Origin of the sequence: Actinomadura sp. K4S16 (genome assembly GCF_008327685.1) — a bacterium.
GTDB lineage: Bacteria > Actinomycetota > Actinomycetes > Streptosporangiales > Streptosporangiaceae > Spirillospora.
Genome location: NZ_BDDE01000009.1, coordinates 117,106 through 140,778, shown reverse-complemented (window position 1 = coordinate 140,778; position 23,673 = coordinate 117,106). Strand labels below are relative to the sequence as shown.

The 23,673-nt window shown below is 72.5% G+C and carries 2 protein-coding genes; both read left to right on the top strand.

Annotated features, from left to right (window positions below; genetic code table 11):
* Positions 1-664 precede the first annotated feature (664 nt).
* Complete coding sequence (locus K4S16_RS46700; protein ID WP_149256790.1) at positions 665-7,030, top strand: type I polyketide synthase; 6,366 nt, start codon at positions 665-667, stop codon at positions 7,028-7,030.
* 46 nt (positions 7,031-7,076) lie between these two features.
* Positions 7,077-23,651: a type I polyketide synthase gene (locus K4S16_RS00415; RefSeq protein WP_149256789.1), complete on the top strand. Its 16,575-nt coding sequence runs from the start codon at positions 7,077-7,079 to the stop codon at positions 23,649-23,651.
* The last annotated feature ends 22 nt before the right edge of the window (positions 23,652-23,673 follow it).

Sequence of the window (23,673 nt, the reverse complement as noted above, 5' to 3'; positions counted from 1 at the left end):
ACCATACTGATGATCCCGCGATTCCCGGTGTCCCCCGTTGCACACTCGGAACCGAACCAATTCGGCGGACGCGACGATCGCCGCGGGAGCTAGATTGCGGGTGTTGCGTAACCAGCCGATACAGCGCAGGAGCCACAGGATGTCGCTTGAGGCGATGCGGGCGATCACGGCGGCGAACCGATCGTCCGGCGGGGCGTACCAGTTGGTTCCTTGGACGGCGCAGTCGGCGAGCAGCCTGAGTAGGTCGATTCTGGCTTCCTGGTCAGGGCCGGCGAAGGGCGAGGCAGGCCCTTGAGCGGATGAGGATGCGGGCATGGGAGTGCTCCACGGAGACGAATTCGCGAGAGGGGGTCGGCGGCCGCTGGTGGCCGGGCCGGAACACAGGCCGCGTCTGCGCCGGACACCTGTCGCGACGACCTCGGCGGACGTCAGAACAGTGCGGCGTGAAGCGCGTCCCCAGGAAGGGCGGAACCACGCCGACCAGACTTCCCGGCGCACCTTTTTCAGCAATGACCGCTGAGCCCGCTCGCCTCAGTGCTCAGCGGCGTCCTCTAGGGGCAGTGCACGGAGGTTAGGGGGCGACGTCTCCGGGGGTTGGCGGGTTGCATCGCTGAAGGGGCGCCGCGCGAGCGCCCTCCGTACCCGTGGACCTCCGGGAGTGCGTATGCCCGCCCAGGCGCCGATCGCGCCTCTGCCGCCTCACCAGCTTGAGATCTTCATGCTCCAGATCTCGATCCTGCTGGGTGTCGCGGTCCTGCTCGGGCGCCTGGCGCGGCGGGCCGGCCTCCCGGCGATCGTCGGTGAGTTGGCGACGGGCATCCTTCTCGGTCCTTCGGTCCTGGCGCACCTGCTCCCGGGCCTCTCCACGTGGCTCTTCCCCCGCGGCCCGAATCAGATGCACCTCTTGGACGCCGCCGGACAGCTCGGCCTCGTGCTGCTGGTCGGGCTCACCGGCATGGAGATCGAGCTCGGGAAGCTCCGCCGTCGTGGCCGGGTGGCGGCCCAGATCAGCTTGGCCGGGTTCGCGGTCCCCTTGGCGCTCGGCGTGGCGGCGGGTTTCCTGCTGCCAGAGCAGGTCGTCCCCGATTCGGCTGATCCCACGGTTTTCGCGCTCTTCCTGGGGCTGGCGATGAGCGTGAGCGCCATCCCGGTCATCGCCAAGACGCTCATCGACATGCGGCTCCAGCATCGCAATGTCGGCCAGCTGATCCTGACCGCGGGCGTCATCGACGACATCGTGGGCTGGTTCCTGCTCTCCCTCCTCTCAGCGATGGCGACATCCGGAATCCGGGCGGGAAACGTCACCCTCGCCCTGGCTTCCCTGGCCGGCACGGTGCTGTTCGCCGCACTGGCCGGACCTCTGTTGGCCAGGGTGTTCGTGACGGCAACGGCGGGCCGGGACCGCGACCGACCGATCGTGGGCACGGTGGTCGTGTTGATCCTGCTGGCCGCCGCCGGTACTCACGCGATGTCGCTGGAGGCCGTGTTCGGCGCGTTCCTCTGCGGGATCGTCCTGCGCGCCTCAGGGGCCGTATCGCCCGAGGACCTTTCGGCTCTGCGAACGGTCGTGCTGTCGTTCCTGGCACCGCTCTTCTTCGCTACCGCGGGACTGCGCATCGACCTGACCGGCCTCGCAGACCCGACCGTCCTCTGGACGGCCGTGGCGATTCTGGCGATCGCCGTGATCGGGAAGTTCCTCGGCGCGTCCTTGGGCGCCGTAGGCGGTGGCTTGAACCGCTGGGAGGCCCTGGGGATCGGCGCGGGGATGAACGCGCGCGGCGTCATCGAAGTGATCGTGGCGATGGTGGGGCTGCGGCTGGGCATTCTCAGCACCGACACCTACACCATCGTCGTGCTCGTCGCTGTGATCACGTCGGTGATGGCCCCGCCCGTCCTGGCGTTCGCGATGGCGCGCGCCGGCGACGCGGCCGAGGAACGTCTTTACGCGGCGGCGGCCACGCCCAGCTCAGAACCTCCGCCGCTCGACCGGGCCTCTCCCATGGTCCCCCAACCCGTCCTGCAAGGAGAACGGCGACCCATGGCGACCTCTGAAGAAAGACTTCTCGCCTACCTGAAGCGCGTCACCGCTGACCTGCGGCAGACGCGCACGAGGCTGAAGCGGGCCGAGGAGAAGCATCACGAGCCGATCGCAGTGGTCGGGATGGCCTGCCGTTATCCGGGTGGTGTGCGGTCTCCCGAGGACCTGTGGAACCTGGTCGCAGGTGGCGCCGACATCATTTCCGGGTTTCCGGAGGACCGGGGCTGGGACGCCGCCGACCTGTACGACCCCGAGCCCGGCAAGCCCGGCAAGACCTATGTGCGGCAGGGGGGCTTCCTCGAAGTGGCCGGGGATTTCGACCCTGGGTTCTTCGGGATCTCTCCCCGTGAGGCGCTGGCCATGGCCCCGCAGCAGCGGCTCATGCTCGAGGTCTCGTGGGAGGGCTTCGAACGGGCGGGAATCGACCCGCGCTCGCTCAAGGGGACGGCAGTCGGCAACTACATCGGCTGCAATTTGCTGGACTACTGCACCACTCTCGACCGAGTGCCCGAAGGCCTGGAGGGCCACTTCACGACAGGAAGTACGGCCAGCGTGGTGTCGGGGCGGGTGTCTTACACGCTGGGTTTGGAGGGCCCGGCGGTGACGCTGGACACCGCGTGCTCGTCGTCGCTGGTGGCGATCCACCTCGCCTGCCAGGAACTGCGCACCGGGGAATGCTCCCTCGCCCTGGCCGGCGGCGTCGCCGTCATGGCCACGCCCATCACCTTCATCGGCTTCGCGGGGCAGCGCGCCCTCGCCGCGAACGGACGCTGCAAGCCCTTCGCCTCCGCGGCGGACGGCATGTCCCTCTCCGAGGGCGCCGGGGTGCTGGTGTTGGAGCGGTTGTCGGACGCGGTGCGTCATGGGCGGCGGGTGTGGGGGGTGATCCGCGGTTCGGCGATGAACCAGGACGGCGCGAGCAACGGCATGGCGGCGCCGAACGGTCCTTCGCAGCAGCGGGTGATCCGGCGTGCGCTGGCCAATGCGCGGTTGTCGGGTGCGGACGTGGACGTGGTGGAGGCCCATGGGACCGGCACCTCGCTGGGCGACCCGATCGAAGCCCAGGCGTTGCTGGCGACCTACGGCCAGGACCGTCCAGAGGACCGTCCGCTCTGGCTGGGTTCGGTGAAGTCGAACATCGGCCACGCGCAGACGGCGGCCGGGGTCGCCGGGGTCATCAAGGCGATCATGGCGCTGCAAGAGGGCATATTGCCGCGGACGTTGCATGTGGACGAGCCGTCGCGGGCGGTGGACTGGTCGGCCGGTGCGGTGCGGCTGCTGACCGAGGCCACCGAGTGGCCGCGGGTGGACCGGCCGCGCCGGGCCGGGGTGTCCTCGTTCGGGATCAGCGGCACCAACGCCCACCTCATCCTGGAACAAGCCCCCCAACCCGAGCCGCACGCCGAGCCCGCGGGTGAGCCGCGCACCGAGTCCGCCGAGTCCGCCGAGTCCGCCGAGTCCGCCGGCTCGGATGGTCCGGTGGTGTGGGTGGTGTCGGGTCGCGGCCAGGGCGCGGTGCGCGACCAGGCCCGCCGGCTGGCCGCCTGGACCCGCACCAACCACCCCGCCACCGACACCGGCACCGGCACCGGCACCGGCACCGATCCCGGTACTGGTTTCGCGGTTCGGACCGCGCGCGCGCTGCGGTCGGGCCGGACCCTGTTCGACCACCGCGCGGTCATCATCGGCACCAGCACCAGCGAACTACTGGACGGGCTGGACGCGATCGCCGCCGGCCGCGACACCGGCGGGGTGGTGACCGGTCAGGCCCGCCCGGCCGGCAAGACGGTGTTCGTGTTCCCCGGCCAGGGATCGCAGTGGCCGGGCATGGGCGCGGCCCTGCTGCAGCAGTCCCCGGTGTTCGCCGCATCCATGGCCGAATGCGAGCAGGCACTGGCACCACACCTGGACTGGTCCCTGACCCAGACCCTCACCCAACCCCCCGACAGCCCGGTATGGGACCGCACCGAGGTAATCCAACCCGCCCTGTTCGCGATCATGGTGTCACTGGCCCGGCTCTGGCAAGCCCACGGCGTCCACCCCGACACCGTCATCGGCCACTCCCAAGGCGAAATCGCCGCCGCCCACATCGCCGGCGCCCTCACCCTGCACGACGCCGCCCGCATCAGCGCCCTGCGCTCCCAAGCCCTCACCCGCCTGCACCACACCGGCGGCATGGCCCACATCGCCGCCCACCCCCACACCCTCGACGAGTTGGACGGCCTGGAAGAGATATCGATCGCCGCGGTCAACGGACCCGACTCCACCACCGTCTCAGGACCCGACACCGCCCTGACCCGCCTCCTGGAGCACTGCACCCGCAACGGCATCCGCAGCAAACGCCTCCCCGTCAACTACCCCTCCCACCACCCCGCCATCGACACCCTCCAAACCCACATCCTCACCGCCCTGACCGGCATCACCCCCCAACCACCCACCATCACCTGGATCTCCACCTGCACCGGCCAAACCAACCCCCACCCCGACCCCGCCTACTGGCACACCAACCTCCGCCACACCGTCCAACTCCACCAAACCACCACACACCTCCAACACACCGGCCACACCACCTACCTCGAAATCAGCCCCCACCCCATCCTCACCACCGACCTCACCCACACCCTCACCCACACCCACACCCACACCCACACCCCAGACACCACAAACAACCCGCCCGCAGAACCCCTCGTCCACCACACCCTCACCCGCGACCACCACACCTACACCCACTACCTCCACAACCTCGCCCACCTACACACCCACACCCACCACCCCATCACCTACACACCCACCCAACCCAACCAACCCGAACCCCCCGAACCACCCGACCCCGACCACACCGCCACCCACCTGCCCACCTACCCCTTCCAACACCACCACTACTGGCTCGACACGCCGACGAGTAGCGGCGGCGAAGACTCAGGGAACGACGCCTTGTGGGAGGCGGTCGATAACGGTGACGTTCCCGCCGTGGCCGCCGTATTGGACGTCCGTCAAGAGGCGCTCGCGGAGGTCGTGCCGGCGCTCGCAAGCTGGCGGATCGGGCAGCGACGACAAGCGGCGGCGGACGGCTGGCGGTACCGGGTGGCTTGGCCTCCGCTCAAGACGGACGGTGATTTCGCTCCGTCCGGCCTCTGGTTCGTCGTCGGCGACGAGGACGATGCGCTCACGGTCGAGCTGACCACCGCGCTGGTCCGGCGTGGAGTGGATGCGCGGATCGTCCAGTCCGTTGAGGAGATGTCCGACGAGGCGGCCGAAGGCATCCTGTCGCTGCTGGCCATGGACGAAACCCCTGACGAGAACCATCACGCGGTCCCGAGCGGCCTGGCGAAGTCTTTCCATCTGGCCCAGCGCGAGACGTCCGCGCCGATCTGGTGCCTGACACAGGGAGCGGTCGGTACGGGGCCGGGCGCCCCGCCTACGCGTCCGCTCCAGGCGCACGTGTGGGGTATGGGCCGGGTCGCGGCACTGGAGCATCCGGCGCGCTGGGGCGGACTGATCGACCTGCCCGCGGTCCCGGACGAACGCACCTGGGACCAGCTCTGCCAGGCTTTGACGAACGCTTCTGGCGAGGACCAACTGGCCTTGCGGCCGTCGGGGGTGCTGACACGCAGGCTCGTCCGGGCTCCCCTGGTCGGACGGTCGCCCCGCCGGAAGTGGACACCGGACGGGACGACCCTGATCACCGGCGGGACGGGCGCACTCGGGCGTCTTCTGGCCACGGAGCTGGCCGCCCGCGGCGCCGAGCACCTCGTTCTGGTCAGCCGCCAGGGCCCAGACGCACCGGACGCGGCGGATCTGGCCGAACAGCTCGGCGCGCTCGGCAGCCGCGTCACGATCGCCGGCTGCGACATCACCGACAGGGATGCGCTGCTGTCCGTGCTGGACGAGGTCCCCGGGGATGCGCCGCTGTCCGCCGTCTTCCACCTCGCCGGAGTCGTCGACTACGAACCATTCGACGAGATCACGACCGAACGGCTGGACACGGTGATCCGGTCGAAGACCGTTGGAGCCACGCTGCTGGACGACCTCACCCGCGATCTGGACCTGGCGGCGTTCGTCCTCTTCTCCTCCAACTCCGGGACCTGGGGAAGCGGAGGCCAGGCCGCCTACGCGGCGGCGAACGCCTACCTCGACGCGCTGGCCGAGGAGCGGCGAGCGCAGGGGAGGACGGCGACGTCAGTGTCCTGGGGCGCCTGGGGCGACGCGGGACTGGCCGCCGAGGACGAGGTGGCCGAGTACCTGCGGCGGCGCGGCCAACTGCCGATGGCCCCCGAGTCCGCCTTCGAGGCGCTGTGGCAGACGCTCGACCACGACGAGACCTCCGTGTCCATCGCCAACGTGGAGTGGGAGACCTTCGCCGCCGCGTTCACCACGGCTCGCCCTAGCCCCCTCATCTCGGATCTGCCGGACCTCCGCGCCACAGACCCGGCCGCGGACATCGGCGCGATCGATGGCGCCGGAGCGGCCGACGAGCTGCGCGCCAGGCTCGCCACGCTTCCCGATGCCGACCAGCTCGCCGAGCTCATGAGCGTGGTCCGCTCCCATGCGGCGGTCGCCCTGGGGCACGGCTCACCCGACGCGGTCGAGCCGGACCTGCCGTTCAAGGATCTCGGTTTCGATTCACTGATCGCGGTCGACCTGCGCAACCGCCTGACCGCGGCGACCGGGGTAAGGCTGCCGGCGACGCTCGCCTTCGACTACCCGACACCGCGCGCGATCGCCGAGCTGCTCCGGCCCGAACTGATGGCGGACGGGGCGGTCACCGAAGGCTCGGTACTCGCCGGACTCGACCGGCTGGACGCCGAACTGACCGGCCTGTCCCCCGACGCCGCCACCCGCCGCAAGGTCGCCGGACGCCTCCAGGTGCTCCTCGCCAAGTGGGGCGACACCAACGGGCACGGCAACACGGCCGACCACCACCAGGACCTGGAATCGGCGTCCGCCGACGAAGTCCTCGACCTCATCCGCGAAGAGCTCGGCAAGTCCTGACCGTCCATCCGACCCCACCGCCTCAGCCGAAGGAGCCATTGCGGCCATGGCCACGGAACAGAAGCTGCTCGACAACCTGAAGTGGGTCACCGCGGAGCTGCGCCAGGCGCGGGAGCGGCTGCGCGAGGTGGAGGCGCAGGCGGACGAGCCGATCGCGGTCGTCGGCATGGCATGCCGTTACCCCGGCGGCGTGCGCAGTCCCGAGGACTTGTGGCGGCTGGTCATCGACGGCACCGACGCCATCGGTGACTTCCCCGCCGACCGCGGCTGGGACCTGGACGCGCTCTTCGGCAAGGACGGCAACGGCTCGCATACGTCCTCCACACAGCGCGGCGGATTCCTGGACGACATGCCGGGCTTCGACGCGGAGTTCTTCGGCATCTCGCCGCGCGAGGCCCTGGCCATGGACCCGCAGCAGCGGCTCCTGCTGGAGACGTCCTGGGAGGCGATCGAGCGGGCGGGCATCGCGCCCGGTTCCCTGCGCGGCACGCAGACCGGCGTGTTCGTCGGCGCCGCCTACGCGGGCTACGGGCCCGGCGTGTACGCGGCCCCGCAGAACGTCGAGGGCCATGTGCTCACAGGCGCCTCCCCCGCCATCGCCTCCGGTCGCATCGCCTACATACTCGGCCTGCACGGTCCCGCGATCACTCTGGACACCATGTGCTCGTCCTCTCTGGTGGCGATGCACCTCGCGGGAGAAGCGCTCCGCCGCGGCGAATGCGGCCTGGCCCTGGCCGGCGGCGCGGTGGCGATCGCGACACCGGGAGCCTTCGTCGAGTTCAGTCGGCAGGGCGGCCTGGCCCCGGACGGCCGCTGCAAGGCGTTCTCCGACTCGGCCGACGGGACCGGCTGGTCGGAGGGCGTCGGCATCCTCCTGCTGGAGCGGCTCTCGGACGCCGAACGCAACGGCCACCGCGTCCTGGCGGTGATGCGCAGTTCGGCGATCAACCAGGACGGCGCGAGCAACGGCCTTACGGCGCCCAACGGGCTGTCTCAGCAGCGCGTCATCGAGCAGGCCCTGGCCAATGCGCGGTTGTCGGGTGCGGACGTGGACGTGGTGGAGGCCCATGGGACCGGCACCTCGCTGGGCGACCCGATCGAAGCCCAGGCGCTCCTCGCCACGTACGGGCGCAGCCGTCCCCACGATCGTCCGCTCTGGCTGGGTTCGGTGAAGTCGAACATCGGCCACGCCCAGGCGGCGGCCGGGGTCGCCGGGGTCATCAAGGCGATCATGGCGCTGCAAGAGGGCATATTGCCGCGGACGTTGCATGTGGACGAGCCGTCGCGGGCGGTGGACTGGTCGGCCGGTGCGGTGCGGCTGCTGACCGAGGCCACCGAGTGGCCGCGGGTGGACCGGCCGCGGCGCGCGGCGGTCTCGGCCTTCGGCGCAAGCGGCACGAATGCCCACGTGATCTTGGAGCAGGCCTCCCAATCCGAGCCCGCGGCTGATCCGCGCGCCGAGTCCGCCGGCTCGGATGGTCCGGTGGTGTGGGTGGTGTCGGGTCGCGGCCAGGGCGCGGTGCGCGACCAGGCCCGCCGGCTGGCCGCCTGGACCCGCACCAACCACCCCGCCACCGACACCGGCACCGGCACCGGCACCGGCACCGATCCCGGTACTGGTTTCGCGGTTCGGACCGCGCGCGCGCTGCGGTCGGGCCGGACCCTGTTCGACCACCGCGCGGTCATCATCGGCACCAGCACCAGCGAACTACTGGACGGGCTGGACGCGATCGCCGCCGGCCGCGACACCGGCGGGGTGGTGACCGGTCAGGCCCGCCCGGCCGGCAAGACGGTGTTCGTGTTCCCCGGCCAGGGATCGCAGTGGCCGGGCATGGGCGCGGCCCTGCTGCAGCAGTCCCCGGTGTTCGCCGCATCCATGGCCGAATGCGAGCAGGCACTGGCACCACACCTGGACTGGTCCCTGACCCAGACCCTCACCCAACCCCCCGACAGCCCGGTATGGGACCGCACCGAGGTAATCCAACCCGCCCTGTTCGCGATCATGGTGTCACTGGCCCGGCTCTGGCAAGCCCACGGCGTCCACCCCGACACCGTCATCGGCCACTCCCAAGGCGAAATCGCCGCCGCCCACATCGCCGGCGCCCTCACCCTGCACGACGCCGCCCGCATCAGCGCCCTGCGCTCCCAAGCCCTCACCCGCCTGCACCACACCGGCGGCATGGCCCACATCGCCGCCCACCCCCACACCCTCGACGAGTTGGACGGCCTGGAAGAGATATCGATCGCCGCGGTCAACGGACCCGACTCCACCACCGTCTCAGGACCCGACACCGCCCTGACCCGCCTCCTGGAGCACTGCACCCGCAACGGCATCCGCAGCAAACGCCTCCCCGTCAACTACCCCTCCCACCACCCCGCCATCGACACCCTCCAAACCCACATCCTCACCGCCCTGACCGGCATCACCCCCCAACCACCCACCATCACCTGGATCTCCACCTGCACCGGCCAAACCAACCCCCACCCCGACCCCGCCTACTGGCACACCAACCTCCGCCACACCGTCCAACTCCACCAAACCACCACACACCTCCACCACACCGGCCACACCACCTACCTCGAAATCAGCCCCCACCCCATCCTCACCACCGACCTCACCCACACCCTCACCCACACCCACACCCACACCCACACCCCAGACACCACAAACAACCCGCCCGCAGAACCCCTCGTCCACCACACCCTCACCCGCGACCACCACACCTACACCCACTACCTCCACAACCTCGCCCACCTACACACCCACACCCACCACCCCATCACCTACACACCCACCCAACCCAACCAACCCGAACCCCCCGAACCACCCGAACCCGACCACACCGCCACCCACCTGCCCACCTACCCCTTCCAACACCACCACTACTGGCTCGACACGCCCACGCACACGGGCAACGGAAACGGGAACGGGCACAGGCACGCACCCGGGGAGACCCGTCTCTGGAATGCGGTGGACGAGGGCGATCTCCAGGCCCTCGCGGCGACCCTGAACCTGGGCCAGGAGGCGCTGACCGACGTCGTCCCCGCGCTGGCAACCTGGCGCAAGAACCTGCGGCGCGACGGCGCCCTGGACGAGCGGCGCTACAAGATCGTTTGGAAGCCGTACACCCCGGGTTCGGACCGGGTGCCGGGACGCTGGCTCGTCCTGACCCGCCCCGAGAGCACGGAGGTGCGGGCGGTCGCGGACGCGCTAGCGGGACACGGCGCCGAAGTACGAGTGGCGGAGGCCGCCGCCTACGGCAGGTCGGACCTCGCCGAGGCGCTGCGGCAAGCGGTGGAGGACGGCGAGTTCGACGGGATCGTCTCCCTGCTCTCGCTGGACGGCGACAGGGTGCCCGGCGAACCTCATGTTCCGGCCGGTGCGGCGGGATCGGCGGCCCTCGTGCAGGCGGCCCTTGACACGGGCTTCACGGGAAGGCTCTGGACGCTCACCCGCGGGGCCGTCCGCACCGGCGAGGACGACGCTCCGCCGGACCCGTTCCAGGCCGTGACCTGGGGATTGGGCCTGGTGGCCGCGTTGGAGCACCCGGGCATGTGGGGCGGGCTGATCGACCTGCCCGGCGAAGGCGAACCGGACGACCGGACCTGGGAACGGCTGTGCGGCATCCTCGCCGATCCGGGGCCGGAGGACCAGCTCGCCATCCGGCCGACCGGGGTCCGGGTGCGCCGGCTGTCGCATGCCCCACTTCACGGCCGTCCAGCCTCACGAACATGGCGGCCGGAGGGCACGGTTCTCATCACCGGCGGGACCGGGACGCTCGGCGCGCACGTGGCCCGGTACCTCGCCTCCCACGGCGCTCCGCACCTTCTGCTGGTGAGCCGCCGGGGTGGCGAGGCGCCAGGCGCCGAAGACCTACGGGACGAATTGGCCGCCCACGGCGCGGACGTGACCTTCGCACGGTGTGACATCTCCGACCGGGAGGCCCTGGCGGAGGTGCTGCGGGCCATCCCGGACGGGCATCCGCTGTCCGCCGTGGTGCACACGGCGGCCGTGCTGGACGACTGCGTCGTGGACGCGCTGTCGCCGGAGCGGATGGATCCCGTGCTGGCGGTGAAGGCGCAGGGCGCGCTGAATCTGCACGAGCTGACCGAGGGCCTGGAGCTGTCGGCGTTCGTGCTGTTCTCGTCGTTCTCCGCGACGTTCGGGTCGCCCGGGCTCGCGAACTACGCGCCCGGCAACGCCTTCCTGGACGCGCTGGCGGCGCGGCGGCGCGCGGCAGGGCTGCCCGCCACGTCGATCGCGTGGGGAAGCTGGGCGGGCGGCGGGATGGCCGAGGGGCGCGTCGGCGAACGCGCCCGCTCGCACGGCCTGTTCGAGATGGCCCCGGATGAGGCGACCGCCGCGCTCCAGCAGGTACTCGACCACGACGAGACGTTCCGGCTCATCGCCGACATCAGGTGGGACCGCTTCTCACCGATCTTCGCGTCCGAGCGGCCGAGCGCGCTGCTGCAGGATCTTCCCGAGATCAGGAAGCTGGCCGAGGCGCGAGCCGAGCGACCGGACGACGAAGCGAGCAGCCTCCGCCGGCGGCTGGGCGGGCTGGCCGGCCAGGAGCGGACGGACGCCCTGACCGAGCTGGTCCGCACGAACATCGCGGGCGTGCTGGGTCATCAATCGGCGGACACCATCGACGCCGGACGGGCCCTGACCGACCTCGGCTTCGACTCGCTGACGGCGGTCGAACTCCGAAACCGGCTCGCCGCGCTGACGGGGTTGAGGCTGCCGGCGACGCTGGTGTTCGACCACCCGACGGCGACGCGCATCGCACGGCTGCTGGCCGCCGAGCTGGAGGACGCCCCGGACACCGGTGGCGCAACGGCAACGGTCACCCACGTGGCCGCACCGGACGAACCGCTCGCGATCATCGGCATGGCGTGCCGGTTCCCGGGCGGGGTCCGTTCTCCGGAAGAGCTGTGGGAGCTGGTGCTGTCCGGCACCGACGCCATCGCCGACTTCCCCACCGACCGCGGCTGGGACCTTGAGGGCCTCTTCGATCCGGATCCTGACCGGCCCGGCACGAGCTACGTCCAGCACGGCGGGTTCCTGTACGACGTGGGCGACTTCGATGCGGGGTTCTTCGGCATCTCGCCGCGTGAGGCGCTCGCGATGGACCCGCAGCAGCGGATCCTGCTGGAGACCGCCTGGGAGGCGATCGAGAACGCGCGGATCGATCCCGCGTCGCTGCGCGGCAGCGCGACCGGGACCTTCGTCGGCTGCAACCAGCCGCAGTACGGAGGCGGCCTGGACCGAGTGCCTCCGGGCTTGGAAGGACACCTCCTCACCGGAACGAACGCGAGCGTGGTGTCGGGGCGGGTGGCCTACACCTTCGGGCTGGAAGGCCCGGCCGTGACCGTGGACACCGCCTGCTCCTCCTCCCTCGTCGCCCTCCACCTGGCCGCCCAGGCCATCCGCAACGGCGAATGCACGCTCGCCCTCGCCGGCGGTGTCGGGATCCTCGCGACGGCGGACCCGTTCCTCGGGTTCAGCCGCCAGCGCGGCCTCGCGCGCGACGGGCGGTGCAAGGCGTTCGGGGCCGGTGCCGACGGCATCGGCCTGGCCGAAGGCGCCGGCCTCGTCCTCATCGAACCCCTCACCCAAGCCCAACAAAACCACCACCCCATCCTGGCCACCATCCGCGGCACCGCCACCAACCAAGACGGCGCCAGCAACGGCCTGTCGGCCCCCAACGGACCCTCCCAGCAACGCGTCATCCACCAAGCCCTCACCAACGCCCACCTCACCCCCCACGACATCGACACCGTCGAAACCCACGGCACCGGCACCACCCTCGGCGACCCCATCGAAGCCCAAGCCCTCCACACCACCTACGGACACCACCGCGACCCCGCACACCCCCTCTGGATCGGATCCATCAAATCCAACATCGGGCACCCCGCCGCCGCCGCCGGGATCGCCGGCGTCATCAAAACCGTCCAAGCGCTCCGCCACGGCGTACTGCCCCCGACCCTGCACGCCGACGAACCCTCCCCCCACGTCGACTGGTCCACCGGCACCGTCCGGCTCCTGACCGGACCCGTCCAATGGCCCGAGACAGGCAGACCCCGCCGCGCCGGAGTGTCCTCCTTCGGCATCAGCGGCACCAACGCCCACCTCATCCTCGAACAAGCACCCCCAACCGACCCCGAACCCGAACCCGAACCCACCCAAGACCACAACACAGACACCACCCCGATCCCATGGATCCTGTCCGGAGCAACGGACACCGCACTACGGGCTCAAGCCGCCCGGCTCCATGAGTTCGCCGAAGAGCAACCGGATCTGGCCCCTGCGGACGCTGCGTTCTCGCTCGCGAACACGCGGGCACAGCTCCCCGTCCGCGCGGTGGTGGTCGCGGAGGACCGGCCAAGCGCGCTGACCGGCCTGGCGGCGCTCACTGAGGGCGCTCCGTCGCCCTCGGTGGTGACCGGAACGCCGGGCGACCCGGGACGGACGGTCTTCGTCTATCCCGGCCAGGGCTCGCAGTGGACGGGCATGGGCGTGGAGTTGATGGACGCCTCACCGGTGTTCGCGCGGGCCATCGAACGGTGCGGGCAGGCGCTCGCTCCGCACGTGGACTGGTCCCTGTCCGAGACACTGAGGTCCGGCACCGGCCTGGACCAGGTGGACGTCGTCCAGCCGGCGCTGTTCTCCGTCATGGTCGCCCTGACCGAGCAGTGGCGATCCTTGGGCGTCGCCCCTGATGCGGTGCTCGGCCACTCCCAGGGCGAGATCGTCGCGGCCTGGGCGGCCGGCGCACTCACACTCGACAACGCCGCCATGGTCGTCGCCCTGCGCAGCCGCGCACTCCGCGCTCTCGCCGGCGCCGGCGGGATGGTGTCGGTGCCCCTTCCGGCCGCGCGCGTCCGGGAGCGCATCACGGACTGGCCGGGACGCGTCGACGTCGCGGCGGTCAACGGGCCCGAGGCCACCGTCGTCGCCGGAGAGCCCGGCGCGCTGGAGGAGCTGCTCGCCGCCTGCGCCGCCGACGGCGTGCAGGCACGCCGGATCGCGGTGGACTACGCCTCGCACACGGCCCAGGTGGAGTCGATCCGCGACGACCTGGTCGCCGCCTTGTCGGGCATCGTCCCCCGCTCCTGCGATACCGCCTTCTATTCGACGGTCACCGGCGCCCGGATCGACGGTTCGGAACTGGACGCCTCGTACTGGTACCGCAACCTGCGCCACACTGTCGAGCTCGAACGGTCGACCGCGGCGCTGCACGAGGACGGCCACCGTACCTTCATCGAGGTCAGCCCGCATCCGGTGCTGACCGTCGCGGTACAGCAGACCCTCGACGCGGGCGCGGACCGCTTCCGCGGCGCCCTGGCCCTCGGCACCCTGCGCCGCGACGACGGCGGGCAGGCGCGGTTCCTGACGTCGGCGGCGCAAGCATGGATCCATGGGCGAGCCGTGGACTGGGGGGCGGCGATTCCGGGCGGACGGCCCGTCGACCTGCCGACGTACGCGTTCCAGCGCCGCCGCTACTGGCTGGCGCCCGGCCCCGGCACAGCCGGGGCGCGAGCCGGTGGCCTGGCGCCGGGGGGTCACCCCGTCCTGACCGCGGCGGTCACCGTCGCCGACCAGGACACCGTGCTGCTCACCGGGCGGCTGTCGGCGCGCACCCATCCGTGGACGGCCGAGCACACCGTCACCGGGACGGTGCTGCTCCCCGGCACCGCGTTCCTGGACCTGGCGTTGCACGCCGGGCATTACACCGGCCTGTCGCACGTGCGCGAGCTGACCCTGCACACGCCGCTCGTCCTGGACGACGGCCACGCCGTCCAACTGCAGGTGGCGGTGCAGCCGCCGGACGAGCGGGGCAGCCGCCAGGTCACGGTGCACTCACGTCCGGACACCGACGAGCACGAGCCGCCGTGGACCCGGCACGCGACCGGGGAGTTGACCGAGGCGCCGCAGGCCGCACCCGCCGCGGCCGACCCGGCGGCCTGGCCGCCCGAGGGCTCGGAGCCACTCGCCATCAGCGGCCTGTACGAGCAGTTGGCCGAGCACGGCTACCTGTACGGTCCTACCTTCCAGGGCCTCGCCGGCGCCTGGCGAGGGGCCAGCGGCCAGGTGCACGGCGACATCCGGCTCCCAGAGGACATCGGGGCCGACGGGTACGGCATCCACCCGGCGTTGCTGGACGCCGCACTCCACCCGCTGCTGCTGACGGCGATGGAGGACACCGAGCCCGACGCGCCGGTGCGGCTCCCCTTCGCGTGGACGGGCGTCACGCTCCACGCGACGGGCGCCACCGAGGTCCGCGCCACCCTCACCGTCGACGGCGACCATGCCTCGGTGGTGTTGACCGATCCGGCCGGCGAACCGGTCCTGACCGCCGACGGCCTGGTGTCGCGCCCGCTGTCCACGGACTTCGCGGCACCTGGCGCGCCTCATCGCGACTCGCTCTTCCACGTGGACTGGGCACCGATCGCCCTGCCCGAGGACGTGCCGTCAGGTGACTTCTCCATCCTGGGCGCCGGGGACCCGCTCCTGGCCGACGCGCTGCAAGACGCCGGTCACTTCGTGCAGACCGGCGGCGCGCTCATCACGGGGTCCCCAGGAGCACAGAACGTCGTCGTCCTCGCTCCACCCGAGCGGAACACGCCCGCGGAGGCTCGTGCCGCCGCGGCGGAGGCCCTGCACTTCCTCCAGGAGCATCTGACCGCTGATCCCGACGGGACGAGCCACCTCACCGTCGTCACGTGCGGTGCGATCGCGACCGGGCCCGGCGATCCGCTCTCCGGGCCGGCGCACAGCGCCGTCTGGGGTCTGGTGCGGTCCGCGCAGTCCGAGCATCCCGCCCGGTTCACCCTCGTCGACCTGGACGGCGATCCGGCGTCCGGACGCGCGCTCCCGGCGGCCCTCGCCGCGGGCGAACCGCAGATCGCCTTCCGCGCGGGCACGGCGCTCGCGCCGCGGCTGACCCGCACCGCGGGCGACGACACGCTGCTGCCGGAACCCGCGGGCGGCGCATGGCGGCTCGCCGCCGCGGCCACCGGCACACTGGAGGACCTGACGCTGGCCGAGGTTCCCGCGCCCTCCGGCCTGGCACCTGGCGACGTCCAGGTCGACCTGCGCGCCGGCGGCGTCAACTTCCGGGACGTCGTCGTCGCCCTCGGGATGCTCGACGACCCGCGGCCGATCGGCGGAGAGGGAGCGGGCATCGTCACCGCCGTGGGCTCCGCCGTCACCGACCTGGCCCCCGGAGACCGCGTCATGGGCCTGTTCACCGCCGGGACCGGACCCGTCACCACCGCCGACCGGCGGCTGGTCGCGCGGGTGCCCGACGGCTGGACCTTCGCCGAGGCCGCGTCCGTGCCCAGCGTGTTCCTCACCGCCTACTTCGGTCTGGTGGACCTCGCCGGGGCCAGGGCCGGCGAACGGCTGCTGGTGCACGCGGCCGCCGGCGGCGTCGGCTCCGCCGCGCTGCAGCTCGCCCGGCACCTCGGCCTGGAGGTCTACGGGACGGCCGGCCCCGGCAAGCACGCGACGCTGCGTGCCGCGGGCCTGCCCGAAGAACGCATCGCCTCCTCCCGGACCCTGGGATTCGAGGAGAAGTTCCTGGACGCCACCGGAGGCCGCGGCGTCGACATCGTCCTCAACGCGCTCGCACACGAGTTCGTCGACGCCTCTCTGCGGCTGCTGCCGGGAGGCGGGCGGTTCCTGGAGATGGGCAAGACCGATCGTCGCGACCCTGACGAGGTGGCCGCGCTGCACCCGGGCGTGCTGTACCGGGCGTTCGACCTGGAAGAGGCCGGGCCGGACCGCATCCACGAAATCCTCACCGAACTGCTGGCACTCTTCGAGCAGGGCACGCTGCGCCCCCTGCCGCTCGCCGCCTGGGACGTGCGCCGCTCCCCCGAGGCGTTCCGGCACCTGAGCCAGGGCCACAACATCGGAAAGGTCGTGCTGACACTGCCGGCGCCACTCGACCCGGACGGCACCGTCCTGATCACCGGCGGCACCGGCACGCTGGGCGGCCTGGCGGCGCGGCACCTGGCCGCCCGGCACGGGGTCCGGCACCTGCTGCTGGCCGGCCGGCGCGGCCCGGACGCCCCCGGCGCCGCCGAACTGGCCGCCGAGCTGGCGGAGCTGGGCGCCGAACCGGTCATCGCCGCGTGCGACGTCTCCGACGAGGGGGCGCTGCGGGACCTGGTGGCCTCGATTCCCCAGGATCGTCCGCTGACCGCCGTCCTGCACGCCGCCGGGACATTGGACGACGCGACGCTCGCGGCGCAGTCGGCCGAGCGGATCGACGCCGTCTTCGCCGCCAAGGCCGACGCCGCCTGGAATCTGCACCGTCTCACCGCCGGGATGGACCTGGCCGCGTTCGTCCTGTTCTCCTCCGCCGCCGGCACGCTCGGCGGCCTCGGCCAGGCCAACTACGCCGCCGCCAACGCCTACCTGGACGCCCTCGCCCACCGGCGCCGCGCGGACGGCCTGCCCGCCACCAGCCTGGCCTGGGGTTACTGGGCCGAGGAGAGCGGCCTGACCGGGGGCCTCACCGACGGCGACCGGGCCCGCTTCGCCCGCGCGGGGATGATCCCGATCAGTACCGAGGAGGGCCTGGCGCTCCTGGACGCCACGCTCGTCCACCCCTACCCGCACCTGGTGCCCGCCCGGCTCGACCTGGCGGCGCTACGGGAGATGCGTCCGACCCCGCCGCTGCTCAAGCGCCTGCTGCCGGCTTCCCGCCGTGCCGCGGCCACCGCGGCACGCGGGCCCGCGCCGGCCGGCGGGCCGGCCGGGGAACTGGCCTCGCTCGGGCGAGCCGAGCGCCTCGAACGGCTCCTCGTCCTCGTCCGCGCGCACGCCGCCACCGTCCTCGGCCATGACGGCCCCGACGCGATCAGCGCCGCCCGGCCGTTCAACGAGACCGGGTTCGACTCCCTCACCAGCATCGAGCTGCGCAACCGGCTGAACACGGCCACGGGGCTCCAGCTCCCGGCCACGCTGCTGTTCGACCACCCGACCCCGGAGATCCTCGCCGGACACCTGCACACCCTCCTGCTCGGCGAAGCCGAGGAACCGGCACAGGCCAGCGGCGGCACGGCCGCCGCCCCGGCCGACGAGCCGATCGCCATCGTGGCGATGAGCTGCCGCTACCCGGGCGGCGCGCGGACCCCCGAGGCCCTGTGGCGGCTCGTCGCCGACGGCACCGACGCCATCTCCACGTTCCCGCAGGACCGCGGCTGGGACCTGGACCGCCTGTTCGGCACGGCCGACGACGCCGGCACCAGTTACGCCCGCGAGGGCGGCTTCGTCTACGACGCGGGCGACTTCGACCCCGCGCTGTTCAACATGAGCCCGCGCGAGGCCCTGGCGACCGACCCGCAGCAGCGACTGCTGCTGGAGGCGGCATGGGAGGCGTTCGAACGCGCCGGCATCGACCCCGCCTCCCTGCGCGGCACCCAGACCGCGGTGTTCACCGGCGCCTCACCCGGCGAGTACCTCTCCGAGGCCCCCGACGAGCTCGAAGGCTTCTTCACCACCGGCAGCTCAGGCGCCGTCGTGTCCGGGCGGGTCGCCTACACCTTCGGCCTGGAAGGCCCCGCCGTCACCGTCGACACCGCCTGCTCCTCCTCCCTGGTGGCTCTGCACCTCGCCTGCCAGGCGCTGCGGTCGGGCGAATGCTCGCTCGCCCTGGCGGGCGGCGTGGCGGTGATGGCCGCGCCGTCGCCGTTCGTGGTCTTCAGTCGTCAGCGGGGGTTGGCGGTGGATGGGCGGTGTAAGGCGTTCGGGGCGTCGGCGGATGGGACGGGGTGGTCGGAGGGGGTGGGTCTGGTGTTGGTGGAGCGGTTGTCGGATGCGGTTCGTCATGGTCGGCGGGTGTTGGCGGTGGTGCGTGGTTCGGCGGTGAATCAGGACGGTGCCAGTAATGGTCTGACGGCTCCGAATGGTCCCTCGCAGCGGCGGGTGATCGGGCAGGCGCTGGGTGCGGCGGGGTTGGCGGCCTCGGATGTGGATGCGGTGGAGGCGCATGGGACGGGGACGGCGCTGGGTGATCCGATCGAGGCGCAGGCGTTGCTGGCGACGTATGGGCGGGATCGGGTGGCGGGTCGTCCGTTGTGGTTGGGGTCGGTGAAGTCCAATATCGGGCATGCGCAGGCCGCGGCGGGGGTGGCGGGTGTGATCAAGATGGTGATGGCGTTGCGGGAGGGGGTGTTGCCGCCGACGTTGCATGCCGATGAGCCCTCGCCGCATGTGGATTGGTCCTCGGGTGGGGTGGAGTTGCTGACCGAGGCGGTGGCGTGGCCGGAGACGGGGCGTGCGCGGCGTGCGGGGGTGTCCTCGTTCGGGATCAGTGGCACCAACGCCCACGTCATCCTCGAACAGGCACCCGAACCCGAGCCCGAGCCCGCGGACACGCCGTCCGCGCAAGCCGGGGGCACCACCGGCCGCCCCGTCGGCGGCACCGCCGCCTGGGCCTTGTCCGCGCGCGGCGATCGCGCGCTGCGCGCCCAGGCCGAGCGGCTCCGCAACCACATCGCGGACTCCTCCCCCATATCGGTCACGGACGTGGCCGCATCACTCGTCAAGACGCGCGGCTCCCTGGAGGACCGCGCCGTCGTCCTCGGCTCCACCCCCGAGGACTTCCAGGACGCGCTGCGCGCTCTCGCCCGCGGCGAGGACCACTCCGGCACCGTCGTCGGCACCGCGACCGAGGGCAAGGTGGCGGTGCTGTTCTCGGGTCAGGGGTCGCAGCGGGTGGGGATGGGCCGGGAGCTGTACGAGGCGTTCCCGGTGTTCGCGGGCGTGTTCGACGAGGTGTGCGGGCTGCTGGATCCGCTGCTGGGGTGCTCGCTGCGGGAGGTGGTGTTCGAGGGGGACGCGCAGGTCCTGGAGCGGACGGTGTTCGCCCAGGCGGGGCTGTTCGCGGTCGAGGCGGCACTGTTTCGGCTGCTGGAATGGCTGGGCCTGCGCCCCGACTTCGTCGCCGGCCACTCGGTCGGCGAGGTCACCGCCGCGCACGTGGCCGGGGTGCTGTCCCTGGCCCACGCCTGCACCCTGGTCGCCGCCCGCGGCACCCTGATGCAAAGCCTCCCGCCGGGCGGAGCCATGTACTCCGTGCAGGCGACCGCCGGGGAGGCCCGCGACCGCCTCGACGGTGCCTCCGGTGTCGTCGTCGCGGCGGTCAACTCCCCCGACCAGATCGTCATCTCCGGCGACGAGGAGGCGGTGACCACCTGCGCCGAGCAGTGGCGGTCCGAGGGGCGTCGGGTCAAGCGGCTGAAGGTGAGCCATGCATTCCACTCACCCCGCATGGACCCGATCCTGGACGACTTCCACCAGGCCATCGCCCACCTGGACTACCGGCCCCCCACCACACCACTCATCACCAACCTCACCGGCGCCACCGCCGACCCCGACACCCTCACCACAGCCCAGCACTGGACCCAGCACATCCGCCACACCGTCCACTTCGCCGACACCATCGCCACACTCCATGAACACGGAACCACCACCTACCTCGAAATCGGACCGCACCCGGCCTTGACCACGGCCGCGCGCGGCGTCCTCGGCGAACTGCCCGACGGCGCCGCGGCCGCGGCGGTTCCGACGCTGCGCGACGGCGAGCCCGAGGTGCACGCGGTCCTCACCGCCCTCGCGCACCTGCACGTCCGCGGGCACACCGCCGATTGGGCCGCGCTAGTGCCGGACGGCGCGACGGTGCCGCTGCCGACCTACGCCTTCCAGCACCGCCGCTACTGGCTGGAGCGCCGGCCGGCGCGCGCCGCGCTCACCGGCACCGGGCTCGCGTCCACGGGCCACCCGCTGCTCACCGCCGCCGTCACGCCCGCCGACCGAGACGCGCCGCTGCTCACCGGACGCCTCGATGCCGCCGCGCATCCGTGGCTGGCCGAGCACACCGTGGGCGGCGCCGTCCTCCTGCCGGGCGCGGCATTCGCCGACCTGGCGCTGCATGCCGGCCGTCACGTCGGCCTGCCCGCCGTGCACGAGTTGACCATCGTCGCGCCACTTCGCCTGCCCTCCGACGGCGCCATGGAGATCCAGGTCTCGATCCAGGCGCCGGACGAGCGGGGGCGGCGCGGGTTCGGCATCCACGCCCGTCCGGAGCCGGCGGCACCCGGCGAACCGTGGACCACCCATGCGACCGGGGAGCTGACGGCGGACTCCGGGACCGCCGGCGCCGGGGCAGCCGATGCCGGTCCCGGTGCGCCGTGGCCGCCGCCCGAGGCCGAACCGCTCCCCACCGAGAACCTCTACAGCCGATTGGAGGAGGAGGGGATCACCTACGGCCCGCGCTTCCAGGCGCTCACCGCCGCGTGGCGCGACACCGCCTCGGGCACCCTGTACGGCGAACTCCGGCCGCCCGCAGGGCTCGACGCCTCCGGCCACACGGTGCACCCGGCCTTCCTGGACGCGGCCCTGCATCCGCTGATGCTCGCCGGCGCGACCGGCGGCGAGACCGGCGAGAACGCGGAGCCCGGCGAGTCCGTGCGAGTGCCGTTCGCGTGGACCGATGTCGTGGTCCACGCGGGTCTTCCGCACCCGGCGGACGGGGCGGCGGCGCGGGTGGTGCTGTCGGCCGAGGACGGTGGCCCGGTGACGATCCGGATCACCACCGAGGACGGGACCCCGCTGCTCACCGTCGGCGGCCTGGTGTCGCGGCCCCTCGACCCGGCCGTCGTGGCCGCCGGCCGCCACCACAACGCCCTGTTCCACCTGGAGTGGGACCCGGTGCCGCTGCCGGACGCCCCGCCCGCCGGGCGGTGCACCGTGGTCACCGGCCACTCCCCCGCTCTCGCGGCTGCGGTCCTGGACGCCCTGCGTGAGACCGGCCTGCCCTGCGACTCCGTCGAGGACCTCGACGACCTGGGGCTGCCCGGCTCCGAGAACGAGGGCCATGTCCTGGTACCCGTCACCTCTGTCCCCGTCACCTCTCCGGAGAACGAGGACGCGGCGGCGCTCGCCCATGCCGCCGCCTATCGTGCCCTGTCGGCGATGCAGCGCCGGATCGCCGACGGCGGCGAGGGGCGCCTCACCTTCGTCACGTCCGGGACGGTGTCCGCGGTACCCGGAGAGTCCGTGGCCGACCTCCCGCACAGCACGCTGTGGGGCCTGGTCCGCACCGCCGGGGCCGAGCACCCGGGACGGTTCGGGCTGATCGACCTCGACGGGCACGCGGCCTCCCTGCACGCGGTGCCCACCGCTCTCGCCCTGGACGAACCCCAGCTCGCGCTCCGCGCCGGCACGGCCCGCGCGCCCCGTCTGGTGCGGACGGCGACCGGCGCCGCGGCGGACGCGCCTCCCGCCCCCTACGGCCGCGGGACCGTCCTGGTGACCGGCGGCACCGGCACCCTCGGCGGTCTGGTGGCGGAGCACCTCGCGGCCCGGCACGGCGTCCGGGACCTGGTTCTGGTCAGCCGCCGTGGTCCCGGCGCCCCGGGCGCCGACGGCCTCGCCGCCCGGCTGACCGAGCTGGGCGCGCACCCCCGAATCGAGTCCTGCGACGTCTCCGACGCGGACGCGCTGGGGCGGCTCGTGGCGGACCTGCCCGCCGACAGTCCTCTCACGGCGGTCGTGCACGCCGCGGGCGTCCTCGACGACGCCGTGCTCACCTCGCAAAGCGGCCTGCACATCGACGAGGTGTTCGCGCCGAAGGTGACGGCCGCATGGAACCTGCACAGGCTCACCGAGGACACCGGCGCGGCCCTCGTGATGTTCTCCTCGTCGGCGGGCAGCCTCGGCGGCCTCGGCCAAGGGAACTATGCCGCCGCCAACGCCTTCCTCGACGCCCTGGCGCAGCACCGGCGCGCCCGGGGCTTGGCCGCGGTCAGCCTCGCGTGGGGGCTGTGGGAGGTGGAGACGGGGATGACCGGCGGGCTCGGCCGGCAGGACCGGGCCCGGGTGGCGCGCTCGGGCACCCTCCCGATCTCCACCGAGGACGGGATGGACATGCTCGACATGGCGCTCGGCCTGCCGCACGCCCACCTGGTGCCCGCCCGTCTGGACCTGGCCGCCCTGCGCAACGCGGGGGCGTCCTCGCCGCTGCTGCGCCGGCTCCTGCCGGACGCGGGACCGGCCGCCGCGGCCGGACCCGACGCCGGGACGGCCGTGGCGCCGCAGTTGGACGGGCTGGACGAGCCCGAGCAGCGGCAGCGGCTCGTGGAGCTGGTACAGGCGCAGGCCGCCACCGTCCTCGGGCATTCCGACCCCGACGGCGTCGGCGCCGCCCGGCCGTTCAACGAGCTCGGGTTCGACTCTCTGACCAGCATCGAGCTGCGCAACCGGTTGAACGGCGCCACCGGCCTGCAACTGCCCGCGACCGTCCTGTTCGACTACCCGACCCCGCTCGCCCTCGCCGACCACGTGCGCGAGCAGCTCACCGGCCCGCAACCCGAACCGGCAGAGACGGTCTTCGGCGACCTGGACCGGCTGGAGGAGTCCGTGGCCGGCCTGCCGGACGGCGACCGCGCCCGCGTGATGCTGCGGATGCAGTCGCTGCTGGGCCGCTGGGCCAGGGACGCCGGGACCGCCGGGACCCCGGACGGCGCCGGAGTGCAGGCGGCCACCACGGCCGACGAGGTCATGGACTTCATCGACAAGGAACTCGGCCGCAACCTCGACTGACCACCCGCCACCGGCAACCCGC